This is a genomic window from Lawsonella sp. (assembly GCF_011525565.1).
In the GTDB taxonomy this organism is placed as follows: domain Bacteria; phylum Actinomycetota; class Actinomycetes; order Mycobacteriales; family Mycobacteriaceae; genus Lawsonella; species Lawsonella clevelandensis_A.
In genome coordinates, this window is the sequence record NZ_WVRS01000001.1 from 439,023 (window position 1) to 463,160 (window position 24,138).

A 24,138-nucleotide genomic window follows, 5' to 3' on the forward strand; every position below is an offset into this window, starting at 1 on the left:
AAACCTTATTGATATTTAGAGGAAGTTAGCGCGTAATTCGCCAGCGCTAATAGGAGCGTAGAGGGCTGGGGCAATATCGAGGACGGTACGGCAGCCTCGTTCACCGGCAGCAGCCAGACGCGCGGTGGCACGCGCAGTAGCCGTGAGCATGGATCCTGTAAATTCAGGGTTGGAGTCTAAGGACAGAGTGAAACTATACACCTGGGTGGTATCTTCGCTCGTTTCTCCAGAGCGAATCACCTGACCACCGTGTGGCATAGTGGAGTGATCACGGATAAGTTCTTCTTCACTAATAAACGTAACGGTTGTGTCGTAATCAGCGAAGTAGTTTTCCATGGTAACGATAGCTTTTTCGATGGCGGCTTTATCGGCGCCTTCTTCTGCTACCACGTAGCATTCCCGCAGGTGCTTTTCCCGGGCGCTGAGAGTGGGACGTTCACCCGCTTTAATGCGGTCCACTGCAGTTTGAACAGGCACCGTGTACTGCTTGGCGTCCTTAACACCCGGTATGCGGCGGATAGCGTCAGAGTGGCCTTGTGAGACACCGCGACCCCAGAACGTGTAGGTACTGCCATTGGGGAGGACAGATTCGGCGATAACTCGGTTAATGGAGAAGAGCCCTGGGTCCCAGCCGGAGGAAATGACTGCTACATGGCCATTGTCGTGTGCAACCTTGTCCATGTCAGCATAATGCTCAGGAATTTTGGCGTGAGTGTCGAAGGAGTCCACGGTGTTGAAATAAGCGGTAACAGCTGGGCCTTGTTCCATGAGGTCAGTGGCGGAGCCGCCACAGTTTACACAAACATCAACCTTATCCTTGTAGTCAGGCATATCCTTGATGGATACAGCCTTGCCGGAAACAGTATCTAGCTGTTGCGGATCACGTCGAGTAAAGATGGCGACGAGTTCCATATCGGGGGCGGCTAGTACAGCCTTTTCTACGCCACGACCAAGGTTTCCATAACCATTAATAGCAACGCGGATGGGATTGATAGTCACCGTATTCTCCTAGCATGTATAGAGGGTATCCATATCTACTTCATCTAAAGTAGGAGGATCCCAATTTTTAAAAGCTTTTTTATCAACAAGTTTAGCCCGCACACCATTCCGGAAATCACTGCGATGACATAAATAGCGTGCACCTAAACGGTATTCTTGCTGGACTGCGCTACGAACATTGGCGCACTTACTACTTCTCTCAATAACGAGAAAAGTACCTTGCAAAGCCGTGGGGCTACACCCCTGCATCGCAGAAAGTGCTTCTTGTGCCCACGTGCCATAGCGGTGAGTAGTAATTCCGCTCTGCAGACGTGACATGATCTCCGCTACTGACGAAGCCGAGAAGACTTCGTCAACCTGCTGAATAATCTTTTGCAAACTCGCTTGTTCCACAGGCAGTTGCGCGCGGCGGGAAAGATAGTTCGTAATAGCGGCAGCTGCCGTACCAGGTTCATACTGCAAATGCAGCAACTCTTCTTCGAGAGTAGGGAACTCGTGGGAGGGAACATAATATCCTACAAGTCCGCACCACAGCGCGTCAGCGGCATTCAACCACCGTCCGGTGAGAGCAAGATATCTGCCTAGGGCCTTGTCCGCCTGGCCGTCCTTCCCCCGCAGATGTGGCAAAACCCAACTCATGCCTGCATCAGTGCAGAACCCGAGTCCAGCCTCTGGCATTGCCATCAGGGTTTTTCGCTAACCACCATAAACTGCCCGTTGGCACTAATACCAAGGCCACCACCAATGCAGTAACCGTCAACTAGGGCAATATATGGCTTGGGAAATTCGGAGATAAAAGCGCACAAATCGTACTCGATGGCGAAGAATTCTTCCGCACGAGCAGCATGCCCTTCCTCATAGAGATCGGCTATCTTCCGAACATTGCCGCCGGAGGAAAAGGATTTCTCGCACAGCGATGTCACAAGAACGTAATCAATGCGCGGATCATCGGCTGCCTTGTGAAGGTGGTATCGCATGGCGCGCGCTAATCCTTCGTCGAAGGCGTTGAGCGTGGCACCATTATTGAGTTGTAGATGTAAACAACGCTGAGAGACAGTAGCGCTAATCCGAGCATCAGGTTGATCGACACTTGTCGATCTAGAATATCCATCCTGATCTGCGGTCATCCTTATCCTTTACAATCCTTCACACATTTTCACGTTTTACGCTTTTTATGCTGCCCCAACCATCACTAGGATGCCGCACGGCATCACTGGCAGTGTTATTAAGGTTATGAAGCGCTACTAAAAAGTGGTACTAAAACTGTTTTTTTAACAGTTTACTCCGTAGAGCTATCTGGGACTGAACCGGCACTGGACACACGTACAGGCAATTGCCCAACGTTAGTGCGAGCCGCGGCAATAATACCGAGGATGCTGTAGACAAGTGGCACCAGTGTGAAAGCGAGAATAGCGTGCAGCATACTGCTTTCCACCAATGCTCCAAAAAGCACACCGCCTAATGCCAATGATGTTGATGTTCCCAACTGCTCTGCCATAGAGAGAGAAGCCGAATTGTTACCAATCTCACCAGGCTGCGAAAGTGTCAACACCATTACGCTAGCGAGCGGGTAAGCGACACCAATGCCAAAACCAGCAATCCCCCACCCGACAATAGCAACCGCTAAAGGAACCTGCTGTAACGCCAGTGTAAAAGTAACAACGATACCTGCTGCTCCACTCGCCATTCCTGTTGTCAATATTTTCGTCCGATTAAGATTTTCCGGTAGTCGCGCTTGTAAGAAAGAAGCGATCCCCCACGTCACCGAGCCAGAAGCAACAAGCAGACCCGATTGCGTAGGACCAACATGGCGAAGAGACTGGCCAATAAGGGGAATATAGGACTCCATAGAAAAGTAACAGCCAGCAAGGAAAAGACGCGACGCAATAACTGCGGGTAACCCCTCTCGCATTGTCAGAGTGTGGGGCGGAACAAGTTTGCGGGCAGCCACTATCAGTACTGCCATAATGACAATAACTCCCACCACAACAAGAACAACTTTGCCCTCTTGGATAAGCTCACCTGCTGGCTGTAACACACAAATACACACGGCGATGATAAACGCCCGAAAAACCCTCTCTCGCCACTCTTTACCGGTAAGGTTCTGCTCTGCTGCACCACCATGCGAGCGCATACCAACCAGTGTGATGACCGTGGCGATAACAAAAATGGGAGCGACGCCCCAGAATGCCCACCGCCATCCCACAGTATCCACTAAAAGCCCTGCTATAGCAGGCCCTATAAGAGCAGGCAATATCCAGGACATGGCATTGACGGAAAACATTCTGGCATGCAAATGCGGAGGGAGTTCACGCCCAATAATGACGTAGGAACTCACGTTAACCAGCCCCACACCAATCCCCTGAATAGCGCGTCCTACCAGGAAAAAGGGCATAGTTCGGGCAAAACCTGCGAAGAGGAGACCCGTCATCATAGAAACCGCGCCAACGGTAATGGGGATACGTGGACCCTTTTGGTCCGCCCAGGGACCTGCCAGCAAAATACCAATGATGGAACAGGCAACTGTAATAGCAACTGCTGACGAGTAGGAGCTCATGGCGTTAAGTTCACGAGCCACCGTCGGCATAACAACACTGACGGCAACTACTTCAAACCCAGATGCCACCATATACAGGGCAAGACCGGGAACTATCCATTTGAAGTTTCCGGTTAATAACCCCACGGGTTTTTCCGTCGATGATGGTGTCATTCCAGGGTTTCTGCCTTTTCCAGCCACTCCATCTCCACTTCGCTTATCTCGTCGAGGACACTTTTCAGTTCACGATCGAGGTCGGCTAATAAATCAGTATCAACAGGTGTTGCGCTCGCTGCTGTCGCTAATTTATCGTGCAACTTTTTCTCTTGTGTGCGCAATTTCTCCAGGCTATGTTCTAGCCGTCTCAGGTCTTTCTTCACAGCGCGTTCTTCTGCTGACCCACGCACTAGACCACCGGCGGTAAGCTGCGCTTCCTGCGATGAGGTAGCATCTGCTGCTTCTGCCCCCAATTGCGCTGCCTGCAAACGAGTAGCATTCTCCGCCATCTCTGCTCGACGTTCTAAGTACTGTTCAATTCCACGTGGAAGATTGGTGAGTTTACCGTCGCCGAATAGTGCCCACGTGGAATCACAAATACGTTCAATTAAGTAGCGGTCGTGGGATACCACCACCAATGTTCCTGCCCACTGGTCAAGCAGATCTTCTAACTGTTGGAGAGTATCGATATCTAGATCGTTAGTGGGCTCGTCCAGTAGTAACACATTGGGTTCGTCCATAAGGATACGGGTGAGCTGCAGGCGTCGTCGCTCACCGCCGGAGAGGTCTTTAACTGGGGTACGCTGGCGCGCTGGCTGAAATCCCAAGCGTTCCAATAATTGTGATGCTGTTAGTTCATTTTTTCCGATGGTGACGCGGCCCGCCACATCTTCCACTGCCTGTAGTACAGTGCGGTCGGTGGGGAGGTCATTAAGTTCCTGCTTTAACCATCCAATATGCACAGTAGGGCCTTGCACACGCTTACCTGCGGCAAGTGGATAGTCCCCCGCTAGTGTGCGCAACAACGTGGTTTTACCAGAACCGTTGACGCCCACTAAGCCAATGCGTTCACCCGGCGCCAGCATCCAGTTGAGATGTTCCACGAGGACGTCTCCGCTGGGGCCAACCAGTTTGCCATCAAAGAAATCGATGACGGTTTTCCCCAGCCGTTTAGCCGAGAATTTCATAAGCTCAGCACTGTTACGGGGCTCTGGGACGTCCTCAATCAGCGCTTCGGCGGCTTCAATTCGGTAGCGTGGCTTGGAAGTACGGGCGGGGGCACCGCGACGCAACCAGGCTAGTTCTTTCCGCATGAGGTTTTGTCTGCGTTGTTCGGTGGCAGCTGCTTGGCGGGCGCGTTCCGCACGGGCGAAAACCCAGTCGTTGTAGCCACCGTCGTACATATCGACCTGCCCATCGTGTACTTCCCAGGTGCGGGTTGCGATGGCGTCAAGGAACCAGCGGTCGTGTGTGACAACAACAACTGCGCAATGGCGGGAAAGGAGATGGTCGGCCAACCACTGCACGCCTTCCACATCAAGATGGTTGGTGGGCTCGTCGAGAACGATGAGGTCAAGTTCTTGAATAAGTGCGGCGGCAAGTGCGACACGGCGTTTTTCCCCACCGGAAAGTTGCTCTACGGGCGTATTGAGTCCGAGGTTTCCAATGCCGAGACCAGCCATTGTGGTACGGATACGGGCATCGGAAGCCCACTCATAGGAATCCAGTCCCTGGCTGGCGAGGATCGCTTCCCCCACAGTGGCTCCGGGTGGGAGTGGGGATCGCTGCGTGACGACGGCGAACCGTAGGTTGCTGCGGCGTGAGACGCGCCCGCTATCGGGTTCCTGTAACCCGGTGAGGATCTCGAGGAGGGTTGTTTTTCCTCCTCCGTTGAGGCCGACAATACCGATGCGGTCGGTTTCATTAATACCGAGTGAGACGTGGTCAAGTAATGGCTTTAAGCCATAGCTGAGGGACACATCCTCACAGTTAATGAGGTTAATAGGGGCATTGGGCACGTTAGTTTGCCTGTTCTTCGATAGTGGCGCCGGGGACGGGTCCGAATCCAGTGCGGACGGCATTACAGACACCAGCTCCGGCAAGTTCTGCGGAAACAGCGAGGGCACTGTCAGCATCTTTACAGAGGAAAGCACAAGTAGGGCCAGATCCAGAGACGATACCGGCGAGGGCTCCTGCTTCTTTTCCCACACGGAGGGTGTAGCGAAGCTCGGGGTAAAGGCTGATAGCAGCTGCTTGTAAATCATTGCTGAGGTGGGCAGCGATAGTTGTGAGATCGCCAGCTGCGAGGGCCTGTAAAAGGGTATCTGGGTCTCCCCCCGAGTGTGAGTTCTTGAAGTCCAGTGTGGTGTTCCGCGCATGAAGACGATCGTATTCACGGAATACCGCAGGGGTGGAAAGACCTTTTTTAGCAATGGCCAGCACCCAGTGAAGAGGCGCGCGGTGTAAAACGGGTAGCAGTTGTTCACCCCTACCCTTTCCAAGAGCACTTCCTCCCACCATACAGAAAGGTACGTCGGAGCCAAGTTCTAACGCCATATCGAGAAGAGTCTGTTTTTCTAGCCCTGCTTGAAAGTACTCGTTACAGGCGATGAGGGCGGCTGCTCCATCCGCTGAGCCTCCTGCCATTCCTCCGGCAACCGGAATGTTTTTGTCAATATGTAGGGCTATACCGGGGTGAGCACCACACGCGTCGGCAACCAGTTCGGCAGCTTTCCAGACAAGATTATGAGAGTCGCGGGGGACTTCTTCGGCACTTTCGCCGGAGACTGTGACACAAAGGTGGTCTGCTGTAGAAACAGTGACGGTATCGCGCAGTGATAAGGCACAGAAGACTGTTGTGAGTTCGTGGTAGCCGTCAGAGCGTACGCCATTAACCCCTAGGTGCAGATTCACCTTTCCGGGGGCAGATACGGAAACCGGGGGTCTTACAACGGTGAGCACTCCCCTAGATTACTACGCGTCCTGCATAAAGCGGAGGTTCCAGAACACGATAGGTACACCCGCTCTGCCATGATTCTCTGTCGCAACTCTCTGCAGCAGCTTCCTACAGTAGCGATGCCCCGCATTGTGCTAGCCGCACGTAATCGGCCGCGGTCAGCCTCTCCCCTCGCAATGTTGGATCAATGCCGGCTGCTTTCAGAAGGTGCTCCGCCGCCTCTCCACTACCTGTCAGGGGTTTGAGGGCAGCACGAAGTGTTTTGCGACGCTGCGCGAACGCAGCATCGGTTATTGTCCACACTGCCGCATGTAAGTCGGCATCATAGGGATCCCAGGGAGCAGTTTCCTTCTCGAAGGCAGTAATTCGTACAAGCCCAGAATCAACATTGGGAGCCGGCCAGAAGACATTGCGTCCAATTGCTCCCGCACGCGAGACAGTCCCGTAAAAGTTGGCTTTGACGCTGGGGACACCGTAAATGCGGCTGCCTGGTGTGGCAGCCAATCGATCGGCTACTTCTGCCTGCACCATCACCACTGTAGTCCGCAAGGAGGGGAGAATATCTAGCATGTGTAGCAGTACGGGTACCGCAACGTTATAGGGAAGATTAGCGACGAGCGCAGTGGGGGCGGGGTGGCCTGTGTGAAGAATTTCCTCCGCAGTTACGTGCATAGCGTCTTTGGTAATAACGCGGAGAGAAGCTTCGGGGGCGTGGGATTGAAATGTTGTTGGGAGTTGCTCTGCTAATCGTGGATCGATCTCCACAGCTGTTACTTGGGCGCCGGTTTCTGCTAACGCCAGTGTGAGCGATCCCAGACCTGGACCAATTTCTACGACCGTATCGTGTGGTTTTAGGTGGGCTGCCGCCACAATTCTGCGTACCGTATTGGGGTCGATGACGAAATTCTGGCCGAGGGTTTTGGTGGGACGAATATCTAACGTATCCGCCAACTTACGGATCTCGGGAGCAGTTAATAAGTCAACATGTGGGGTATGGGGAGATTGAAGACTATGGGAAGCATCAGCCACAACTATGCCGCCTTTACCGCAATCCCATACCAGCAGTGCAGGCTGGCCATGCGCCCCATCCTTGGGAATCCCGTACCTTTTCTGCTACTGCAATTTGTTGTTCGCGGGTGGCCAGGTCAGCTCGTGGAGCGTAGGCACGTCCGCCATGTGCTTCCCAGGTTCCTTGCGTGAACTGCAGGCCGCCAAAGAAACCATTGCCATTGTTAATACCCCAGTTACCGCCTGCTTCGCACTGTGCAAGACGGTCCCAGATTTTATCGATCTGCTGGGATCCTACTTTTACTGTGGCCTTACCGGGTTTATCGGTGACGATGCGTTTAATGAGAATCCGTTTAATGACCTTACCGTGTTTATCAAAAACAAGACGCTCAGTGAGAACTGCTTTACCAGGCTTGCCATGTTTAATGACGATGCGAATTCCCTGCAGATGGGTGGGATCCTTAATGATCCTCTCCGTAGGTTTAAGGGAGACAACTCTTTCCCGCACCATATCTCCGTGGCGGATAACCCTAATTTTCATATTGGGGGTCACTGTCGCATTGCGGGAGGGGGTCACTTCGTCCGAGTTACGCAACGGGGTGCCAAGTTTTTCCAAAGCCTCCCGAACGGTGAAGGCTCCTACTTTGACACACATAGGTTTATTGCCAAGATCAGATAGCCAGACAGTCTGCGGCTTAATAGCTTTTACTGTTAAACCACTAGTGGGAATACGTTTTTCAGTTGAGACATTAAGACCGTAGCTAGGGTTAAAATTCTTTACTTCTTTTATCGCGTCTTCTACGGTGTAGGCAGTTGTCTTAATGCTAATTTTTTCTACTTTTTCGTTTTCCTTATTACCTGTCTGAATTTCCAGGTTAAAGGGACGCTGCTTCTGATACGTAATGGTGTCATTACCCGCTACGCGCGTGTCGGAAGAAGGTTTAACAAGGTCCCCCGGCGCCACTGTGTATCCTTGCGCCGCTAGTATGTCTTTGACGGTGTGACTGTATGTATTAACAGTAGATTTTTCACCGTCCACAATGAGTGTGATGGAGCGATGGTAGGCCATGCTGACACCAGCGGAAATCGTCACCGCAACAAGTGCGACGGCAAGCAGAATACGCCACACGGGCTGGACACGGCGGGACGATGCACGGTGCTGACCAGTGTCAGACATAACAGATCTCCTTGGTAACATCTTTCGGAAATACTGGGAGTAGCTACCTGTGGAAGTAACTATCTTGCGCAGTGGTAAGCAGTTGGCGAAATCTCATTCGCACTTTTATAACGATAACGTAACGTTACCAGGTGAAGTGCCTCTAGTACTACTTAACGGGGAACGGTATCCCATACACACGGCAAGCATTACGCGTCGTCAATTCAGCAAAATCCGTGGGGGACATACCAATAACCTCCGCTAGGCGGTAGGCCGTGTACGCCACATATTGCGGTTCATTCTTTGCCCCACGAAAAGGCTCTGGTGTGAGGTACGGCGCATCCGTCTCCACCATGATGCGATCATGCGGGAAAACTTGCACTGCCTCCCGCAACTCCGCATTGGGCTTGAACGTCGTAGACCCTCCAAACGTTGCATAAAAGCCGCGTTCAGCGCAGCGATGCGCCATCTCTACGCCGCTGGAGAAACAGTGAATAATTGTTTTCTCCGGGGCACCCTCATCGTCCAGAATACGAATGAGATCCGCATCCGCGTCACGCGCATGGATCATCACTGGTTTACCGACCTTTTTAGCGAGATCAATATGCCAGCGGAAAAGTTCCTCCTGCTGCACTTGTGTGGCGGTAGTCTCCGGTTCACGCTCAATCCAGTAGTAGTCCAGTCCGCACTCCCCCACTGCAACAACACGCGGATGCTGCACGAGCTCCGCCAGCCGTACCCGTCCCGCTTCATCAATTTCGTGGGCATCCATGGGGTGTTGGGCAAGCGCTGCCCACACGCGACTATCCGACTCCGCCGCCATCAGCGCATTATCCACACTGTTAATGTGGCAGCCTACCGTGACTGCCGCGACAACGCCGACAGCCTCTGCCCGATCCATTAGCTCATGGACGCCTTGCGGGTCAGTCCCGCCGCAGGAATCTAGGTGTGTATGGCCATCAATGAGGGGGAAGAGTGGTTCTGCCGGTACAGGTTCGCGACGCTTCTTACCCATAACGTGCTCCTAAAGCTGGATCCTAATGCTGTACGGATGCCCACTCGGGGCCAGTCTCGCCTAGTTCCGGATCAAGTTTCTGGAAGATGGGCTTCGGCTTCGCCAACGGAGTTCCGGGCACAATCTCATGCCGCTCCCAAGAAGCAAGCTCATTGGCGTAATCACCCATAATGACGGGGTATTCACGGCCCGGCGCGGGAACACCGGCGCCGACGGGGGAAACCGGCATGTCGTCAACAACCTCATGGATTTCTGGCTGTGCAGCCCACACACCTTCGCCACCCAGCTGTTCGAAGATTTTTTGGGATGCGTTCGGCATGAAGGGCGTCATCATGGTGTTGGCGTCTTGGACGGCCTGCAGTGCAGTGTGAAGGACGGTCGCTAGGCGTTCTTCTGCCTCCGCAGCTGCCGCACCGCCTGCTTTTACGTCTTTCGCAATCTTCCAGGGTTCCTGGGCGGCAATGTAGCGGTTAGCGCTGGCCACGTAGTGCATGGCTTCGGTAATGCCGGCTTTGAAGTGCGAGTGCGCCAGATTCATGCCGATAGTCTGGAAGGCCTCTTCGGCTTGTTTCCGCAGTTCCATGTCGGCGTCGGTGAGGGTGCCGGGGGTGGGGATTTTTCCGAAATTCTTGTGTGCCATGGAGACGGTGCGGTTGACGAGGTTACCCCACTCGTTGGCAAGCTCACTGTTCGTGCGGCGTACGTATTCGTCCCAGGTGAAGTCAGTGTCCTGGTTTTCCGGTCCGGCAACCGCAATGAAGTAGCGTAATGCGTCAGGGCCGAAGTCTTTCAGGAAGTCCTTCACATAGATGACGAGGCCGCGAGAGGAGGAGAACTTGGATCCGGACATGGTGAGGTATTCCGAGGACACAACCTCCGTGGGAAGGTTGAGGTTCCCCAGCATGCCGTGTTCGCCCTGCCTACTGCCGTGGCCGTTGTAGGCGAGGAGTTCTGCCGGCCAGATTTGGCTGTGGAAGGTGATGTTGTCTTTACCCATGAAGTAGTAGCTGAGGGCTTCGGGATTGTTCCACCATTTGCGCCACGCATCCGGGTCGCCAATACGGTACGCCCATTCAATGGAGGCAGACAGATATCCCACCACAGCGTCGAACCACACGTATAGACGCTTATCGTTGCGATCCTGCCATCCTTCAATAGGAATAGGAATACCCCAGTCGATATCGCGGCTCATAGCGCGGGGTTTAATATCGTCAAGAATATTGAGGGAGAACTTCAATACGTTGGGACGCCAGTCTTTACGGCCACGCAGCCAGTCCCCCAAAGCGTCTGCTAGCGCGGGGAGGTCAAGGAACCAGTGTTCGGTTTCCACAAACTTGGGGGTTTCCCCATTGATCTTTGACACCGGGTTAATAAGGTCAGACGGATCCAGCTGGTTACCGCAGTTATCGCACTGGTCACCACGAGCACCCTCATATCCACAGATGGGGCAGGTGCCCTCAATGTAGCGGTCAGGTAGGGTGCGGCCAGTGGAGGGGCTGATAGCGCCAGTAGTTTTCTTGGTAAAAAGGTACCCGTTCTTGGCGACGGTGCGGAACATCTCCTGCACTACCGCATAGTGGTTGCGGGTAGTGGTACGGGTGAAAAGATCGTAGGACAAGCCGAGTCCGGCAAGGTCGTTAACAATGACCCGGTTGTAGCGGTCGGCCAGATCGTGGACATTCATGCCTTCCTTGTCTGCTTGGACAAGGAGTGGGGTGCCGTGTTCATCGGTGCCGGACACCATGAGGACGTCGTTTCCCACCATGCGCTGGTAGCGGGAGAAAACGTCGGAGGGGACGCCGAATCCGGAGACGTGGCCGATATGGCGGGGTCCGTTGGCGTACGGCCAGGCAACAGCGGTAAGAACAGGCTTAGTCATGTGTCTCATTCTAGGCAGTGACCGGCTCTAAAGCCTAGTTAGCCCATGGGAAATGGGAGCGCTGGGAAGCTCTCAGAGTTCCCCGCGAGCAGCAACAACCGCCTGGTACAACTCCCGCTTCCGACGACCGTGGCTTTTCGCCACCGCCCCACACGCATCATTGAGGCGAATACCGTCAGAGACCAGTTCCTCCACCTGCCGAATGAGAGTGGCGTCACTGGTGTCGTCATCTTCCGGACTGTCCGGCGCCACTACTACTGTGATTTCGCCGCGCACACCCTCCGCCGCCCAGTCAGCCAACTCCGCTAATGTGCCTCGCCGGCACTCCTCATAGGTTTTCGTGAGTTCCCGGCACACTGCGGCCTGCCGCTCCCCCAACACTTCCGCACCAACCGCCAGCGTATCCGCTAAACGATGCGGGGATTCAAAGAAGATGACGGTGCGCGGCTCGTTTTTTAGACTCTCCCACCAGGCGCGCTGCGGCCCCGGTTTGCGCGGGGCGAAACCGTCAAAGGCGAAACGATCTGCCCCAATGCCGGAGATCGCCAGAGCGGTCAGGGGTGCGCTGGCGCCGGGCAAGCAGGTGACGGGTATACCTTCCGCTACCGCCAGGGACACTACCCGGTAGCCGGGGTCGGATACGGTGGGCATTCCCGCATCGGAAACAACCAGCACGGTAAGACCCTGCTGGAGAAAGTCGATGAGTTGAGGGGCGCGGTCACGCTCATTGTGGTCGTAGTGGGAAAGAACCTTCCCTGTGATGGTGACACCCAGATCCCGTGCCAGCTGATGGGTGCGGCGAGTGTCTTCTGCCGCCACAATATCGGCGGTGGCGAGGGCTGCCCGTAGACGCGGTGTCGCATCACCTCGATTCCCCAGCGGCGTTGCCCCCACAATGAGAGTGCCGGCAGGCGCTACGGGGGAATACACTGTCTCGCTCGGTGGAGTTGTCATGCCACCAGTGTACGCGGCACGGCATAAGCGGTGCAGTATAGGCAGTGCAGTATAGGCAGTGCAGTATAGGCAGCGGCGGGAACCACCCCACGTGGGAAAGCACACGTTGGACGAGGTTAGGTAGGATCGAAGCGTGCCCCCGTCCACCTCCCTGCCCGCGCCCGCGCCTGTATCCGCGAGGAAACGTCCTCTCACTGAGGTTCCTACCTCGCGTGCGTATCATGCGCGTCACCAGGTAGGGATATGGGGTCCGCGGCCTACCCCAAACGCCAGCTCTGTCAGCCCACAGCCTCTCTGGCCAGCCCCTCAACGGGCAACAGATACAACACGGGGATGGATTGTTACCGCCCTTCTTGGTGTTATCGCGGCACTCACTCGCTTTATGGGTTTAGGTGCTCTCTCTGATGACGGCACACCCATCTTCGACGAGAAACACTATGTACCGCAGGCCTGGCAGATGCTTCACAACGGCGGCATGGAGTTCAACCCCGGCTACGGATTGGTCGTGCACCCGCCTTTAGGGAAACACCTGATAGCCCTATCGGAGGCGGTTTTCGGCTACAACCCATGGGGGTGGCGTGTCAGCAGCGCCATCGCCGGCACTATTTGCGTCATTCTTATTGTGCGCATTGGGCGGCGTCTCGCCGGATCCACCTATGCGGGGGCACTCGCCGGGATTCTCCTTATTTGTGACGGCATGTTTACCGTCGTTTCTCGTACAGGGTTGCTCGATATTTTCCTCATCGAATTCGTGCTAGCGGCGCTACTGTGTCTCCTCCACGACCGTGACCAGGTAGAAGACCGCATGGTGACAACGCTGCAGGCAGGAACCACGTTCACCAGCGAGTTCGGCCCCCGCTGGGGATTCCGCTGGTGGCGGTTCAGCGCCGGAGTATTCCTAGGGCTAGCTACTGCGGTTAAATGGTCGGGGCTGTATTTCATTGTGGTTTTTGGCCTTCTGAGCGTGATGTGGGATGTTGCGCTCCGCCGCCGCTACCATGTTTCCCGCCCCTGGGTGGGGACGCTACGCCGCGATACTTTCCCGGCGATCGCCTCCCTCGCCATCATGCCCATTGGCATCTACATTGCCAGCTGGTGGAGTTGGCTACGCGCCGAAAATGCCGTCTACCGGCACGTGGGTGTTTCCCACGCGTGGTGGTCAACCTTTATCCCCCGCAACCTGCAGTCATTGTGGTACTACCACCAGCAAATGTTCACCTTCCACGCCAACCTCACAAACTCCCAGGGATACCACCACCCGTGGGAATCCAAACCGTGGCAGTGGATCGCCAATATCCGCCCTCTGCTGTACTACTATGACACCGGTGTGGAACCCGCCAGCGGACCGCACAGTTGCGGCCCCGACGGCTGCGTCCAGGCAGTACTTCTATTGGGTACATCGGTTATCTGGTGGACGGGGCTCATCATGCTCGTATGGGCAATCCACCAGGTCATTATCAAACACGACCCTCGCTACACCATCATCCTTTGCGGATATGCTGCCGCCTGGCTACCCTGGCTTCTCAACTGGGACAGGCAAATGTACTTCTTCTACGCCTCCGCCCTCGTCCCCTTCATCTGCCTGGGCCTAGCACTCATGCTCGCACAGATAGACGGTTGGGTTCCCAATATACCCACTATTCCCACTGCCACTTCAGGGAATAGGAATAAACCGAGGAAACACGCTCAGCATATATGGAATGTACGGGCGGCATGGCTAACCTGGTGCCGCAACATACACATCGGGCGCGTCATCGTCTGCGCCTTCATGGGGCTCGTTATTGCTAACTATGTTTGGATACTCCCCATCCTCTACGGCGTACCCATCAGCCCCGACCTATGGGACCTTCAACACTGGCTGCCCAGTTGGTAGAAGAAAACACCTGCTACTGTTTACCCGTTCTTCCCGTGGGTACGAACGACTTTGGCATTTCTAGGTAAGCAGGCAGTTTCGAAGGAGTAGTAACAGGTTTTAACGAGGGCTGTCGGCATCGCAGATTGCGTCGTGCAATGTCAAGATAGTCTGGGTCGTTCTCGTCTTTGTGATTGACAACGAACCGGGTGAAACCAGCGAAGCGTTGCGCGAAATCCATGTGCTCGATGAAAGAATCCCGCTCGTTCTGATAATAGAGAACATCCTCATTGACGAGTGTTTTAGCAGGTTTCTTAGCTGCGTAGGGGCTAGCCGCCAGCATTTCCATAGTGTTATGCGTGAAGTCGAACTGGAGGAGCCCTAAGAGCCCATTCCCACCCTCATAAGATTCTTGGTAATCCTGCAAAACATTAACAACAGAATGACCTTTATTATTTTTCGTTACCAGTGTTCCTGACCCAGCATTATGGCCGCATAACGTCAAGAATATTTGGTCATTCTCTTTAATGAAGTCATTCCACAAGTGCTCACCGTAACCCTTAGTGAACTGGATATCACGCTTGTCACCGCCCTTAACAAGGATCTCATGCGTGGTAAGAATAGCAGGCAGAGTAGGATGCGCATCCAAGACTTTTTGAGCCCACCGCAGTACTCGATCACTGGCCTGGTACGCCAACGCCAGAACGAGGAAACTATGCCCTTCAGCACTAAAAATATGGTATTCGGACTCATTATTGAGCTCATTGAAGCGCTCCCGGAAAGTGGGGTTCTTCTGTGCCCGCTCCGCACTGAACCATTTGGAGTAGAAAGGAAGTTCCTTCGTCGCCTTGCTACCACTAAACACAGAAGGTTTCGTCTCAACACCAATTGTGCCGGGGTAATTCACCTTAGACGCACCATAGTCGGCGTATCGCCCAACTTCTTCCGCAAGCTTATTGACTGATCCCCCAACTACTGGAATAGGACCCATATCGTGGTTTCCTGGGAGTACAGAATACGGAACACCGCCCTTTTCCAGGATACTCATGGCGGCATCAGCAGCCTTCCACTGACCCTCATTCACCGAATTATTGACGACATCGCCTAGATGTACAACGAACTTCAGGCCGAAAGCCTTCTTGTTATCTGCTAACCACTGGGTTTGAACTTTATAAGGCTCACTCCCGTATCTATTCATGAAGTGGTGCGATGCTGGGATACTTCCAGCAGATGCGTATTGAGTATCAGGGAAAACACCCATTGTGAAACGAGAAGCCAGCTGAGCAGAGTCAGCGTGGGCAACCGACTGGGCTGGGACAAGTGAGAATGTTGCAATAGTAAGCAGTGCGGAGCACACTACCGACCCTAAAATTTTCGACCTCATAGTCTATAAGCTAGCCCGCATAGATTGTTTTCTATCGACCAGTCTTTTTCTTCTTCATGAATAGAGTGGTAACAGATATCCATATGAGCAATTTTTGTGCCTAGAATGTGCCAACTTTATTCCATAATTGGTCGCAGCGTTCTATTTAGTTCTAGTTGTCATTACTCTAAAAAACACATGTTTAACAGCATAAATAATCATAAATAAAGAAAATCCCTGGTCATTTCTGACCAGGGATTTTGTATTCTGTGGAGCTAAGGGGAATCGAACCCCTGACCTTCTCGATGCGAACGAGACGCGCTACCAACTGCGCTATAGCCCCAGACTTTCCTACTGTACCAGTGTGGGACAGTAGGTTAGAAATTGTGGTCACTGGCCACCAGCAGCGTAGCTCTAGCCGACGTCTCGGTAGTCCCCATCATTGTGAGGTAGTTCGAAGCGGACAATGTCTTGCGCGGCTTCTTCCTCACCCCAGTAGTCCACGCTGCGTTCACCGGAGTACTCGCCCAACGTGTAGGGATCATCGTACTGGTAGTCTGCTTCAGCATCGTCGTAGCGGTACTGCTGCTGTCCTAGCTGCTCCGGCTGTCCTATGCCGGCAGAGTCCGGGTAGCGGGAGGCATTGACGCGTACGCGGCCGAAACGGTCACGCAGGTAGCCGCCTTCATCGTAGGAGAATTCTTCGGCGTGTGTCGCCATGTATTCTTCCATGAATGGGCGGGTATCAAGGTGGTCGAAGAGTGGGTCTCCGTCGTCTATGTCCACTAGCGAGTACTGGCCATAGAAATGGGTGTCAGCAGGCTCTTGTTCTTCTTGGTAGCCGTATTCGGTGCGTTGCGCGCGGGCCCGGCGCATTTGTGCGAGACGGCGTTGGCGTAGCTCGTTGTCTAGGCGCACTTGGCTGCGGAGTGCTGCCAGGTAGAAGGCGATTACACCACACCAGGCTGCGGGGGCGATCCATACTAGCCCACCGAGTACTGCTGCGGCAGCGATCATGGGGATAAGCAGAATAGCAAGAACGAGGAAGATAATGCGGCGACGCTTATATCGTTTCTCTGCGGCTTCTTCTGCAGCAATGGGGTCGTAGCCGCCTCGTCCGCGGCGGCGTTCTGCTTCTGCTATATCGTCGGCGTTAAGAGTGAGCTGTGGGGCAGGTTCGGGGATATTACGGTCAGCTTTTTTAAAGTCAGAGATTTTCTCCGCCAAGCTACTCGTTAGGCGAGACATAGGTTTCTCTTCACTACCATCATCGCTATCCTCACTGTCATCACTAGTAACACTGTTATCACTGGCATTGTCCTCACCAGCACTATTTACACTGACGTTATCGGCACTATCTGCTGTATCGTCAGTGGCCTTGTCAGTAGTCTCTAGTACTTGTTCGGGATTTTGCTCTGCGTGGTAATTGTCAAGGCTTTCGTGCAATAGCTCGGGGGTAATAACAATCTCTTCAGTAGAAGTTTTATGCTCTTCAGCATCAGTAGAGGAGTCTTCTGCTTCCGTAGTTGCTTCGGCAGTTGTCTCTGCGGTGAAGGAGCTAGCGGCGATAATGGCGGGATCAACGGTAAGCCGCTTAGCCTTCCTTAGGAAGTGTCGTTGTGGAGTTTTCTTCTTGGCGGCCGAGTCTTTTTCTACCGAATCGTCTTCTGTGGAGTCGCTATTATCCTCGGCAGGGTGTGGGGAAATTATGCGACGCGGTTTCAGCTTCTTTTCCCCACCACGATGCAGCACTCGGGTTTTGGAAAACGATGCGGAGGCGCGACGAATAGGCTGCTTGGTATTAACGACCATCGGTAGCAATATCAAAAGCCAGACGACTACCAGCAAAATGATAAGAAGTGAGCTGGACACTGTTTAGTCACCTACTCCGCCTGCGTTATGCCACTACGGCATAGTGGAACATACTGGAATTAAATTCAGGACTCCCCCGAATAATTCACTGTATTTCTAGGTTAACCAGCATTTATGGGGTTTCATTTATGACACACCGAAAAACCCATCATTAACGCCGTGATTCACCGTAATTCCCGCTATTAGCGGCAGGCGGCGTATGTTCTAGCGACGCTGCGCTAGGAACATCACATCTACTTCTTCTCCGGTTCGTATCTCCGTAACATCTGGAGGAACAACAATCAGCGCATTTGCTTCTGAAAGGGATGCCAACAAATGCGATGTTGACGGATTAGCACCTGCCAATGCTTGTACCAGGTACTCTCCTGTTGCTTCATCACGCATTAATTGAGCACACAGATATCCGGCACGCCCCTTCATCGAGGTAACAGGAATGATAGTGCGGGCACGAATAATTCTGCGCATGGGGTGGCGTTTACCCAAAGCGATACGAATCATGGGACGCACCATAAGTTCAAACACCAACAGTGCCGATACTGCATTGGAGGGGACGAGGAATGTGGGGATTTGGTCTGCACCTAGCAGACCAAACCCTTGTACGGAACCGGGATGCATGGCTACCCGCTCCACTTCAACTTCGCCTAAGTCCGCTAGTACATTGCGGACATGCTCCGATGCAATACCGCCTACTGCTCCAGCGATAACAACAATTTCAGAGCGTAATAGTTGTGTTTCCACTAACTCTCGAAAAGCGCGTGGTTCTGTTGACACAATTCCAACACGGTGTACCTCCGCGCCTGCCTCCAATGCTGCCGCGGTCAGCGCATAGGAGGCAACGTCGTAGACTTGCCCCTGCCCTGGTATGCGATCCAAGTCCACTAGTTCATTACCGACGCTGATAATAGACACGCGGGGACGTGGGTGAACGAGAACTTTATCCCGCCCTACTGCGGCCAGCAAACCGACCTGTGCTGGTCCCACAATGGTCCCAGCGCGCACAGCAATATCTCCGGGGGTTACATCGTCACCTACTTTACGGACGAAGTCTCCTGGATTTACTCGCCTATTGATAGTGACTCTGGTTTCCCCATTGTCTGTCCATGCCAGTGGTACCACTGCATCGGCGAGAGCTGGCATAGCAGCACCGGTGAAAACACGCACTGTTTGGTCGGGTTGCAGGCGTGTGTGCATTCGGGATCCTGCCGTCACATCTCCTACGACGGGAAGAACAACTCCGTCTTGTGATGGGTCACTTGTTGTAGGAGCATTTTTCACGTCGACGGCACGAACAGCGAAACCATCAATTGCGGCTTGGTCGAAGCCGGGTAGCGGCATTGTTGTTTCTACTTCTTCTGCACACATCAACCCCAGGGAGTCTTGAATAGCCACGCGGACTGGATTGGGGGCAACTGCGGATGCAGTAACTAGGGCTTGCTGTTCCTCTACAGAACGCATTCGTGTCCTCTCAAAAATCTATGTGGCAGTAGCAGTAAGACAGTAGTAGTGCAATTAAACGCTGTCCGGATTATCCGAATTGTCCTGTAGACGCTGCTCGAGCCATTCGCGCAACTCTGGGCCGTAGTTTTCATCGCGTAACGCAAAATCTACAGAGGCGCGAATATAACCGCCTGGATTACCTAAATCGTGCCGTGTACCGCGGTGCACTACAACATGGGTAGGAATTCCTTCAACCGCGCACTTTGCAATAGCGTCAGTCAGTTGTAATTCCCCGCCGGCACCGGGGGTAATTTCTCGCAATGCGGTAAAAATAGAACGATCAAGAATGTAGCGACCAACTGCCGCATAGTGAGACGGAGCATCCTTGGGATCCGGCTTTTCCACCATCCCTTTAACGCGCATGACAGATCCCTCATCGGATTCAATACCGGTAGGTTCAACATCAAATACACCATAACTGGAAATGTCATCGCCGGGAACTTCATAGGCGCACAGGACAGTTCCGCCGAAACGCTCTCGCACTTTAGCCATTTTCTCCAATACGCCAGTGGGCGTTACAAGATCGTCCGGGAGTAAAACGGCAATGCAGTCTTCGTCATCATGTAAATGATGCTCCGCAAGGCTAACAGCGTGACCTAAACCCAGTGGTTTCTCCTGCAGAGCAGACTCCACACGAATAAGACCGGGGGCACGCCGCACCTTGTGCAGCATGACATACTTCCCCTTCTTCTTCAGCTCATCCTCAAGCATGGGATCAGTGTTGAAGTAGGTCATCACACCCGTTTTGCGGTCAGATGTAATGATGACAAGACGATCAGCACCAGCATCGGAAGCCTCTTCCGCAATGAGTTCGATACTGGGCGTGGAGACGACCGGAAGTAGTTCTTTCGGCACTGTTTTCGTCACTGGAAGGAATCGGGTACCCAAACCAGCAGCGGGGATAACAGCCGTGGAGAACACACCACCGCGCGTTTCATTATTAGACATAGCTATAGCCTAGTGGCATAACGGGTAAAGAACTGAAAAAACACTGATATTTACTCAGCCATGTGCAGAAAATAAGATACAGTTTTGAGAACGGTAGAGAGGATAGTGCTGTGTCAAAACCTATGCCGAAAGCTGTGCTAAAAACTGAGTTCCGCGACACTGCACGTGCCTCCCGCGCTGCTCAGTACGGTCAATGGTCACCTGATGAGCGTGTTTTTATTAACGCTTCCCTCACGCAACATTGTTGCTCTCTTGTCCAACAAACTCATGCACAACGCATCTGTGCTTACATTCCTGTCGGCAATGAACCTGGCAACCGCGCATGGTTGGACACCCTCGCGGCACACTGCACCGCCTTATTCCTTCCCCGCAGTGAGGACCACGGACGGCTTACCTGGGGGCTTTTCACAGAATGGGGGGAACTAGAGGAGGGGCGTTTTCATATTCCCCAGCCACGCACATGCATTCCGCATCTTCTCACCACACCGCCCGGCGTGGACCTCATTCTCCTGCCCGCCATTAGCGTTGGTAGAGATGGCAGCCGCATGGGCAAAGGTGCCGGATACTACGACCGCGCACTTGCCGATATTCATACTGCTGTAGCCGCAGGGAATCTTGCTGCCGCACCCGTGCTAGCCGCCATTGTCTACAGTTCAGAACTCGTTGATATTGTTCCCACGGAATCCCATGATGTTCGCATGGACTGGGTTGTCACACCTACCGAATTGCACAATTGTGCCCAACCTAGCGCATAATTAACACCATGCCCACCTACTCGTATACCTGCAAAGATTGCGGATACTCTTTCGACATCTACCAAAGTTTCAGTGATGATGCCCTCACTGTATGCCCCAAGTGCGGCGGTACTTTGAAGAAAGTATACGGGTCAGTTGGAGTGACATTTAAAGGAAGCGGTTTCTACCGCACTGATTCCCGCTCGAATACTGGTAAGAAGTAATTTTTCGTAGCGCAGTTACTGTTATAACGGCATGTTTCCACAAGTACGGTCATTGTGAATAACCCGTATTAGCGCGCACACTCACTCGTAAGTGGAGCTCTCACTACAGCTACTGTACAAGCAGTCAAATTGTTTGTCCTGAGATGGCTATTATGCGCCAGCTATCAGCTGAGTATTTCAGTTGACGGTCCGTAAAGGGTGAGGTCTTATGCCGGAAGAGTCCACTACTAGAAGCGAAGATACTACTCCACTCCCTTTCATCCAGACCATTCCGCAAACCACACAAACCACACAAACCACTGTCCCTACGGACACTATCACTAGCACTACTCCCCCAGCTCACTACAACCAGTACAGTCACTACGACCAGTACGAACAGTATGACGAATACGCTGACTACGACGATTACGTCCAACAACCCACATACGAATATGACTATGAGTGTTTCATACCAGCATTAGAACAAGACGCGAAGCATACTCCTGAAGAAGAACCGCAGCATAAGCACTATAGGGGTAAATGCGGAAGGGTAAAGAACTGGATCATTAGCCATATCCGTGATCTTTCCCGTAAACAGCGGATTTTTGTAGGAATTAGTGCCGTAGCAGTCTTTAGCATCCTTGTTGTAGGGTTATCTGCGCATAATTCCTCTGCTGTGCATGTAGCACGCCTCAACCACGCTATGAATAGTGGAGATGAAATTACTGCCAGTGACGTTGAATGGGTATCTGTTCCCCACTCACTACTACCAAACCATGCTATTACGCAGGAAAACCACGTCATTGGCAAACATCTCATTGGCGATGCTGACGATGGTGAACTTCTCACCTCAGCACGTCTTAGCAGCCCGCACCTTCCCCGGAGATGGAGGGCATTGGAAGTCCCCACTAATGGAACAAATGTCTGGCAGCCCGGACAACACGTCGATGTTGTTGTCACAAGTAAGGAGCGGAACTGGGTCCTCTGCCACGATGCTATTATCCAAGAAAATAATGCACACGCAGGGCAAACGATAAACCGTACCGCTACTACTATTGTGGCGCTTCCTGAAAATGATGCTTATGAGTTAGCACGCCTCGATGATGACGCAGTAGTTACTCTTTTACTGCACTAACTCACGATTCTCTGTTGTACAGTGCGGCCTACGCACTGTAATGCGGGGGTTTCTGGTTACGCAGCCAACTTTCCCATTGTTGGCGTTCTGCTTGTCCTTCTGCCCGGTCACCACATTCGTCTCTACTAAGGGAAGAAAGAGACTCACCGAAAATCTGGTCAAGTGTCGGCCGGGAACTACGTCCTTTAGTTCCTCTAGCTCTCCTAGATCCCTTAGTTCCCATAGTGGATATTCCAGAAGAACAACGGTTCACCTGCCGTTGGGGAGACGATTCTGCCTTATCCGACATTAGTAAATATCCAGGGAAGAGAGCTCATTAATAACATAACGAGCAAGAGGCAGCAGTGTAGCCATCCCATCACGAACAGCAGCCCTGGAGTTGGAAAGGTTAGCCACTAGCGTGGAACCTGAAATACCCACAATGCCACGCGATACGCAAGCATCTTGCGCACCTGCAGATTGTCCAGAAGAACGCAATGCTTCCGCAATACCAGGTAGTGCTCTGTCGATAAGAGGCAATGTCGCTTCTGGGGTATGGTGACGTGGACTTAATCCAACTCCTCCTATGGTAAGAAGAAGATCCACACCGCCTACAACACCGGTTTCAATTGCTTTTCGGATTTGTTCTTCGTCGTTGGGAACGATAACGACACCATCAACATAGAATCCGTCTTCTTCAAGCAGTTCTGTGACAATTGCCGTCAGTGCGTGGGATTCTTCATTCGTATGATCAGCGGTAATGACTGCTAACGCGCGACCAGCATCACCAGGGTTTACATCCACTTTTTCTTGTCCTTTACTAGCTCGACAGATCAATCGCGAGTCCCCACTTTAATATCCACTGTACGCGTGTTACCGCCGCCCTGTTTTTCCACAGTCACTTTAATAACATCGCCAGGTGCCTTTGAACGGACATACGCAACCAAACCATCAACAGGCTCAAGGGCACGTCCGTCAACTTTAGTAATCACTTCACCTTGGCGAAGCCCGGCGCGGTCAGCGGGTCCGCCTGGGGTAACGTCAGCAATCAATGATCCCAAGGGGTTAGTAGAAGGCTTCACTTGTACACCAATTACGGAATGGCTAGCTTTACCGTTCTTCACCAGTTCCGAGGCGATACGTCGAGCTTGATTGACGGGAATGGCGAATCCCAGGCCAATATTGCCGCCGCTTGCTTCACCTGTGTACGGGTTTCCTCCGCCCAGAGAAACAATGGCAGAGTTCACTCCAATAAGTCTTCCGTTCATATCCACTAATGCTCCACCTGAGTTACCGGGGTTAATAGCAGCATCAGTTTGTATGGCGTTCATGACGGTGTCTTGTCCCTCAGAGCGTGGGCCTTGACTACTGGTGTGTACGGGGCGATTAAGCGCCGATATGATGCCCGATGTGACAGTCCCTGTTAGACCTAACGGTGCACCAACTGCAACAACTTCTTGGCCTACCGCCAGATTTTGGGAATTTCCTATTTCAATAGGTCTAATACCGCGCATGCCTTTTACACTTACGACAGCAATATCGGAGAGTGTATCGATCCCCACGAGTTTAGCCTCATACATTTGGTTGCCGTTGGTGACAACGGCCATCTCACGGGCATTATTCACAACATGCGCATTGGTCAGGACGAGGCCGTCACTGGAGAGAATAATGCCAGATCCTGAGGCGCCTTGTGTGCTTGAATATGCCACTTGTATGGAGACGACGGAGGGAAGAACTTTCTCTGCTACTGCTTGTACTGATCCTTGTGGGGCAGGTGGTACTTTTGCGTCTTTATCTGTGGGTGCTTCAAGCGCTGTATCGTTTGGCACATAGTCTGATGACGTATCCTTATCCTTCACCATGTGCGCCCCCAGTACTCCTCCGCCGATACCGAGAAGAAGCGAAATGACCGCACAGAGCACAATAATTAGTGGGAGGCGCGACTTATTTTTGTGCATTGGGTCTGGTGGCATCATGGGGTATTTCTGGAACTGTGGGGTGGGAGAAGACATTGGATAAGTCATGATCTAACTATCTACCGCATTTCTGGAAAAA

General features: G+C 52.9%; 19 protein-coding genes, 1 tRNA gene and 2 pseudogenes. 4 read left to right on the forward strand and 18 right to left on the reverse strand.

The window, feature by feature from the left end; all coding sequences use genetic code 11:
* Positions 1-15: 15 nt before the first annotated feature.
* The 10 genes and pseudogenes from QZV76_RS02030 to rsmI all read right to left on the reverse strand — a co-directional run bounded on the left by QZV76_RS02030 (position 16) and on the right by rsmI (position 12,500).
* Positions 16-999, reverse strand: coding sequence for a diaminopimelate dehydrogenase (locus tag QZV76_RS02030; RefSeq protein WP_290595559.1), 984 nt, complete (start codon positions 997-999; stop codon positions 16-18).
* Positions 1,000-1,008: 9 nt separating this feature from the next.
* A pseudogene (locus QZV76_RS07490) lies at positions 1,009-2,126 on the reverse strand (enoyl-CoA hydratase/isomerase family protein).
* A 152-nt stretch (positions 2,127-2,278) separates the two neighbouring features.
* Complete coding sequence (locus tag QZV76_RS02045; RefSeq protein ID WP_290595562.1) at positions 2,279-3,736, reverse strand: MFS transporter; 1,458 nt, start codon at positions 3,734-3,736, stop codon at positions 2,279-2,281.
* Positions 3,706-5,550 carry an ATP-binding cassette domain-containing protein gene (locus QZV76_RS02050; protein ID WP_290595563.1) on the reverse strand — a complete coding sequence of 615 codons (1,845 nt, stop codon included), beginning with the start codon at positions 5,548-5,550 and terminating at the stop codon, positions 3,706-3,708. Before QZV76_RS02050 ends, QZV76_RS02045 begins: the two co-directional genes overlap by 31 nt.
* Position 5,551: 1 nt before the next feature.
* Positions 5,552-6,493, reverse strand: coding sequence for a 4-(cytidine 5'-diphospho)-2-C-methyl-D-erythritol kinase (locus QZV76_RS02055; RefSeq protein ID WP_290595564.1), 942 nt, complete (start codon positions 6,491-6,493; stop codon positions 5,552-5,554).
* Between the two features lie 103 nt (positions 6,494-6,596).
* Positions 6,597-7,448, reverse strand: coding sequence for a 16S rRNA (adenine(1518)-N(6)/adenine(1519)-N(6))-dimethyltransferase RsmA (gene rsmA / locus QZV76_RS02060; RefSeq protein ID WP_290595677.1), 852 nt, complete (start codon positions 7,446-7,448; stop codon positions 6,597-6,599).
* A gap of 82 nt (positions 7,449-7,530) precedes the next feature.
* Complete coding sequence (locus QZV76_RS02065) at positions 7,531-8,673, reverse strand: resuscitation-promoting factor (RefSeq protein WP_290595565.1); 1,143 nt, start codon at positions 8,671-8,673, stop codon at positions 7,531-7,533.
* Positions 8,674-8,821: 148 nt separating this feature from the next.
* The gene (locus tag QZV76_RS02070) at positions 8,822-9,667 is read right to left on the reverse strand and encodes a TatD family hydrolase (RefSeq protein ID WP_290595566.1); all 846 of its coding nucleotides are present in this window, start codon (positions 9,665-9,667) and stop codon (positions 8,822-8,824) included.
* A gap of 22 nt (positions 9,668-9,689) precedes the next feature.
* Positions 9,690-11,546 (reverse strand): methionine--tRNA ligase, encoded by a 1,857-nt coding sequence (gene metG, locus QZV76_RS02075; protein WP_290595567.1) that lies wholly within the window; start codon positions 11,544-11,546, stop codon positions 9,690-9,692.
* A gap of 72 nt (positions 11,547-11,618) precedes the next feature.
* Positions 11,619-12,500, reverse strand: a complete 882-nt coding sequence (rsmI, locus tag QZV76_RS02080) for a 16S rRNA (cytidine(1402)-2'-O)-methyltransferase (RefSeq protein ID WP_290595568.1) — start codon at positions 12,498-12,500, stop codon at positions 11,619-11,621.
* A gap of 133 nt (positions 12,501-12,633) precedes the next feature.
* Between rsmI and QZV76_RS02085 the strand changes: the two genes are divergently transcribed.
* The gene (locus QZV76_RS02085) at positions 12,634-14,373 is read left to right on the forward strand and encodes a phospholipid carrier-dependent glycosyltransferase (RefSeq protein ID WP_290595569.1); all 1,740 of its coding nucleotides are present in this window, start codon (positions 12,634-12,636) and stop codon (positions 14,371-14,373) included.
* A gap of 13 nt (positions 14,374-14,386) precedes the next feature.
* Here the strand turns inward: QZV76_RS02085 and QZV76_RS02090 are convergent, their stop codons facing one another.
* The 5 genes from QZV76_RS02090 to QZV76_RS02110 all read right to left on the reverse strand — a co-directional run bounded on the left by QZV76_RS02090 (position 14,387) and on the right by QZV76_RS02110 (position 20,032).
* Entirely contained in the window at positions 14,387-15,736 is a 1,350-nt protein-coding gene (locus QZV76_RS02090) for a metallophosphoesterase (RefSeq protein WP_290595570.1), read from the reverse strand.
* A 249-nt stretch (positions 15,737-15,985) separates the two neighbouring features.
* Positions 15,986-16,058: transfer RNA gene (locus tag QZV76_RS02095), tRNA-Ala, on the reverse strand.
* Between the two features lie 71 nt (positions 16,059-16,129).
* On the reverse strand, positions 16,130-17,587 hold the full coding sequence (gene glpR, locus QZV76_RS02100; RefSeq protein ID WP_290595571.1) for a gephyrin-like molybdotransferase receptor GlpR: 1,458 nt from the start codon (positions 17,585-17,587) through the stop codon (positions 16,130-16,132).
* A gap of 204 nt (positions 17,588-17,791) precedes the next feature.
* Positions 17,792-19,042, reverse strand: coding sequence for a gephyrin-like molybdotransferase Glp (glp, locus tag QZV76_RS02105; RefSeq protein ID WP_290595572.1), 1,251 nt, complete (start codon positions 19,040-19,042; stop codon positions 17,792-17,794).
* 54 nt (positions 19,043-19,096) lie between these two features.
* Positions 19,097-20,032: a UTP--glucose-1-phosphate uridylyltransferase gene (locus QZV76_RS02110; protein WP_290595573.1), complete on the reverse strand. Its 936-nt coding sequence runs from the start codon at positions 20,030-20,032 to the stop codon at positions 19,097-19,099.
* Between the two features lie 110 nt (positions 20,033-20,142).
* On the opposite strand from QZV76_RS02110, the gene QZV76_RS02115 reads away from it, so the two are divergent.
* The 3 genes and pseudogenes from QZV76_RS02115 (at position 20,143) to QZV76_RS02125 (ending at position 22,104) form a co-directional block, all read left to right on the forward strand.
* A complete protein-coding gene (locus tag QZV76_RS02115) occupies positions 20,143-20,787 on the forward strand; it encodes a 5-formyltetrahydrofolate cyclo-ligase (protein WP_290595574.1) in 645 nt (214 codons plus the stop codon).
* An 8-nt stretch (positions 20,788-20,795) separates the two neighbouring features.
* Positions 20,796-20,972: pseudogene (locus QZV76_RS02120) on the forward strand (FmdB family zinc ribbon protein); the annotation flags it as partial.
* Between the two features lie 226 nt (positions 20,973-21,198).
* Entirely contained in the window at positions 21,199-22,104 is a 906-nt protein-coding gene (locus QZV76_RS02125; protein ID WP_290595575.1) for an SAF domain-containing protein, read from the forward strand.
* Positions 22,105-22,132: 28 nt separating this feature from the next.
* Here QZV76_RS02125 and QZV76_RS02130 read toward each other — a convergent pair whose 3' ends face one another.
* The 3 genes from QZV76_RS02130 to QZV76_RS02140 form a co-directional block, all read right to left on the reverse strand.
* Positions 22,133-22,393 (reverse strand): hypothetical protein, encoded by a 261-nt coding sequence (locus tag QZV76_RS02130; RefSeq protein WP_290595576.1) that lies wholly within the window; start codon positions 22,391-22,393, stop codon positions 22,133-22,135.
* On the reverse strand, positions 22,393-22,845 hold the full coding sequence (locus QZV76_RS02135; protein WP_290595679.1) for a molybdopterin-binding protein: 453 nt from the start codon (positions 22,843-22,845) through the stop codon (positions 22,393-22,395). The genes QZV76_RS02130 and QZV76_RS02135 overlap by 1 nt, the downstream gene beginning before the upstream one ends.
* Before the next feature lie 71 nt (positions 22,846-22,916).
* Positions 22,917-24,107, reverse strand: a complete 1,191-nt coding sequence (locus QZV76_RS02140; RefSeq protein WP_290595578.1) for a trypsin-like peptidase domain-containing protein — start codon at positions 24,105-24,107, stop codon at positions 22,917-22,919.
* Positions 24,108-24,138 lie beyond the last annotated feature (31 nt).

Coding starts and splice junctions, on each gene's coding strand:
- QZV76_RS02065 (WP_290595565.1), bottom strand. CDS start 8,673: ATGTCTGACACTGGTCAGCACCGTGCATCGTCCCGCCGTGTCCAGCCC.
- QZV76_RS02070 (WP_290595566.1), bottom strand. CDS start 9,667: ATGGGTAAGAAGCGTCGCGAACCTGTACCGGCAGAACCACTCTTCCCC.
- metG (WP_290595567.1), bottom strand. CDS start 11,546: ATGACTAAGCCTGTTCTTACCGCTGTTGCCTGGCCGTACGCCAACGGA.
- rsmI (WP_290595568.1), bottom strand. CDS start 12,500: ATGACAACTCCACCGAGCGAGACAGTGTATTCCCCCGTAGCGCCTGCC.
- QZV76_RS02090 (WP_290595570.1), bottom strand. CDS start 15,736: ATGAGGTCGAAAATTTTAGGGTCGGTAGTGTGCTCCGCACTGCTTACT.
- glp (WP_290595572.1), bottom strand. CDS start 19,042: ATGCGTTCTGTAGAGGAACAGCAAGCCCTAGTTACTGCATCCGCAGTT.
- QZV76_RS02110 (WP_290595573.1), bottom strand. CDS start 20,032: ATGTCTAATAATGAAACGCGCGGTGGTGTGTTCTCCACGGCTGTTATC.
- QZV76_RS02125 (WP_290595575.1), top strand. CDS start 21,199: ATGCCGGAAGAGTCCACTACTAGAAGCGAAGATACTACTCCACTCCCT.
- QZV76_RS02130 (WP_290595576.1), bottom strand. CDS start 22,393: ATGTCGGATAAGGCAGAATCGTCTCCCCAACGGCAGGTGAACCGTTGT.
- QZV76_RS02140 (WP_290595578.1), bottom strand. CDS start 24,107: ATGACTTATCCAATGTCTTCTCCCACCCCACAGTTCCAGAAATACCCC.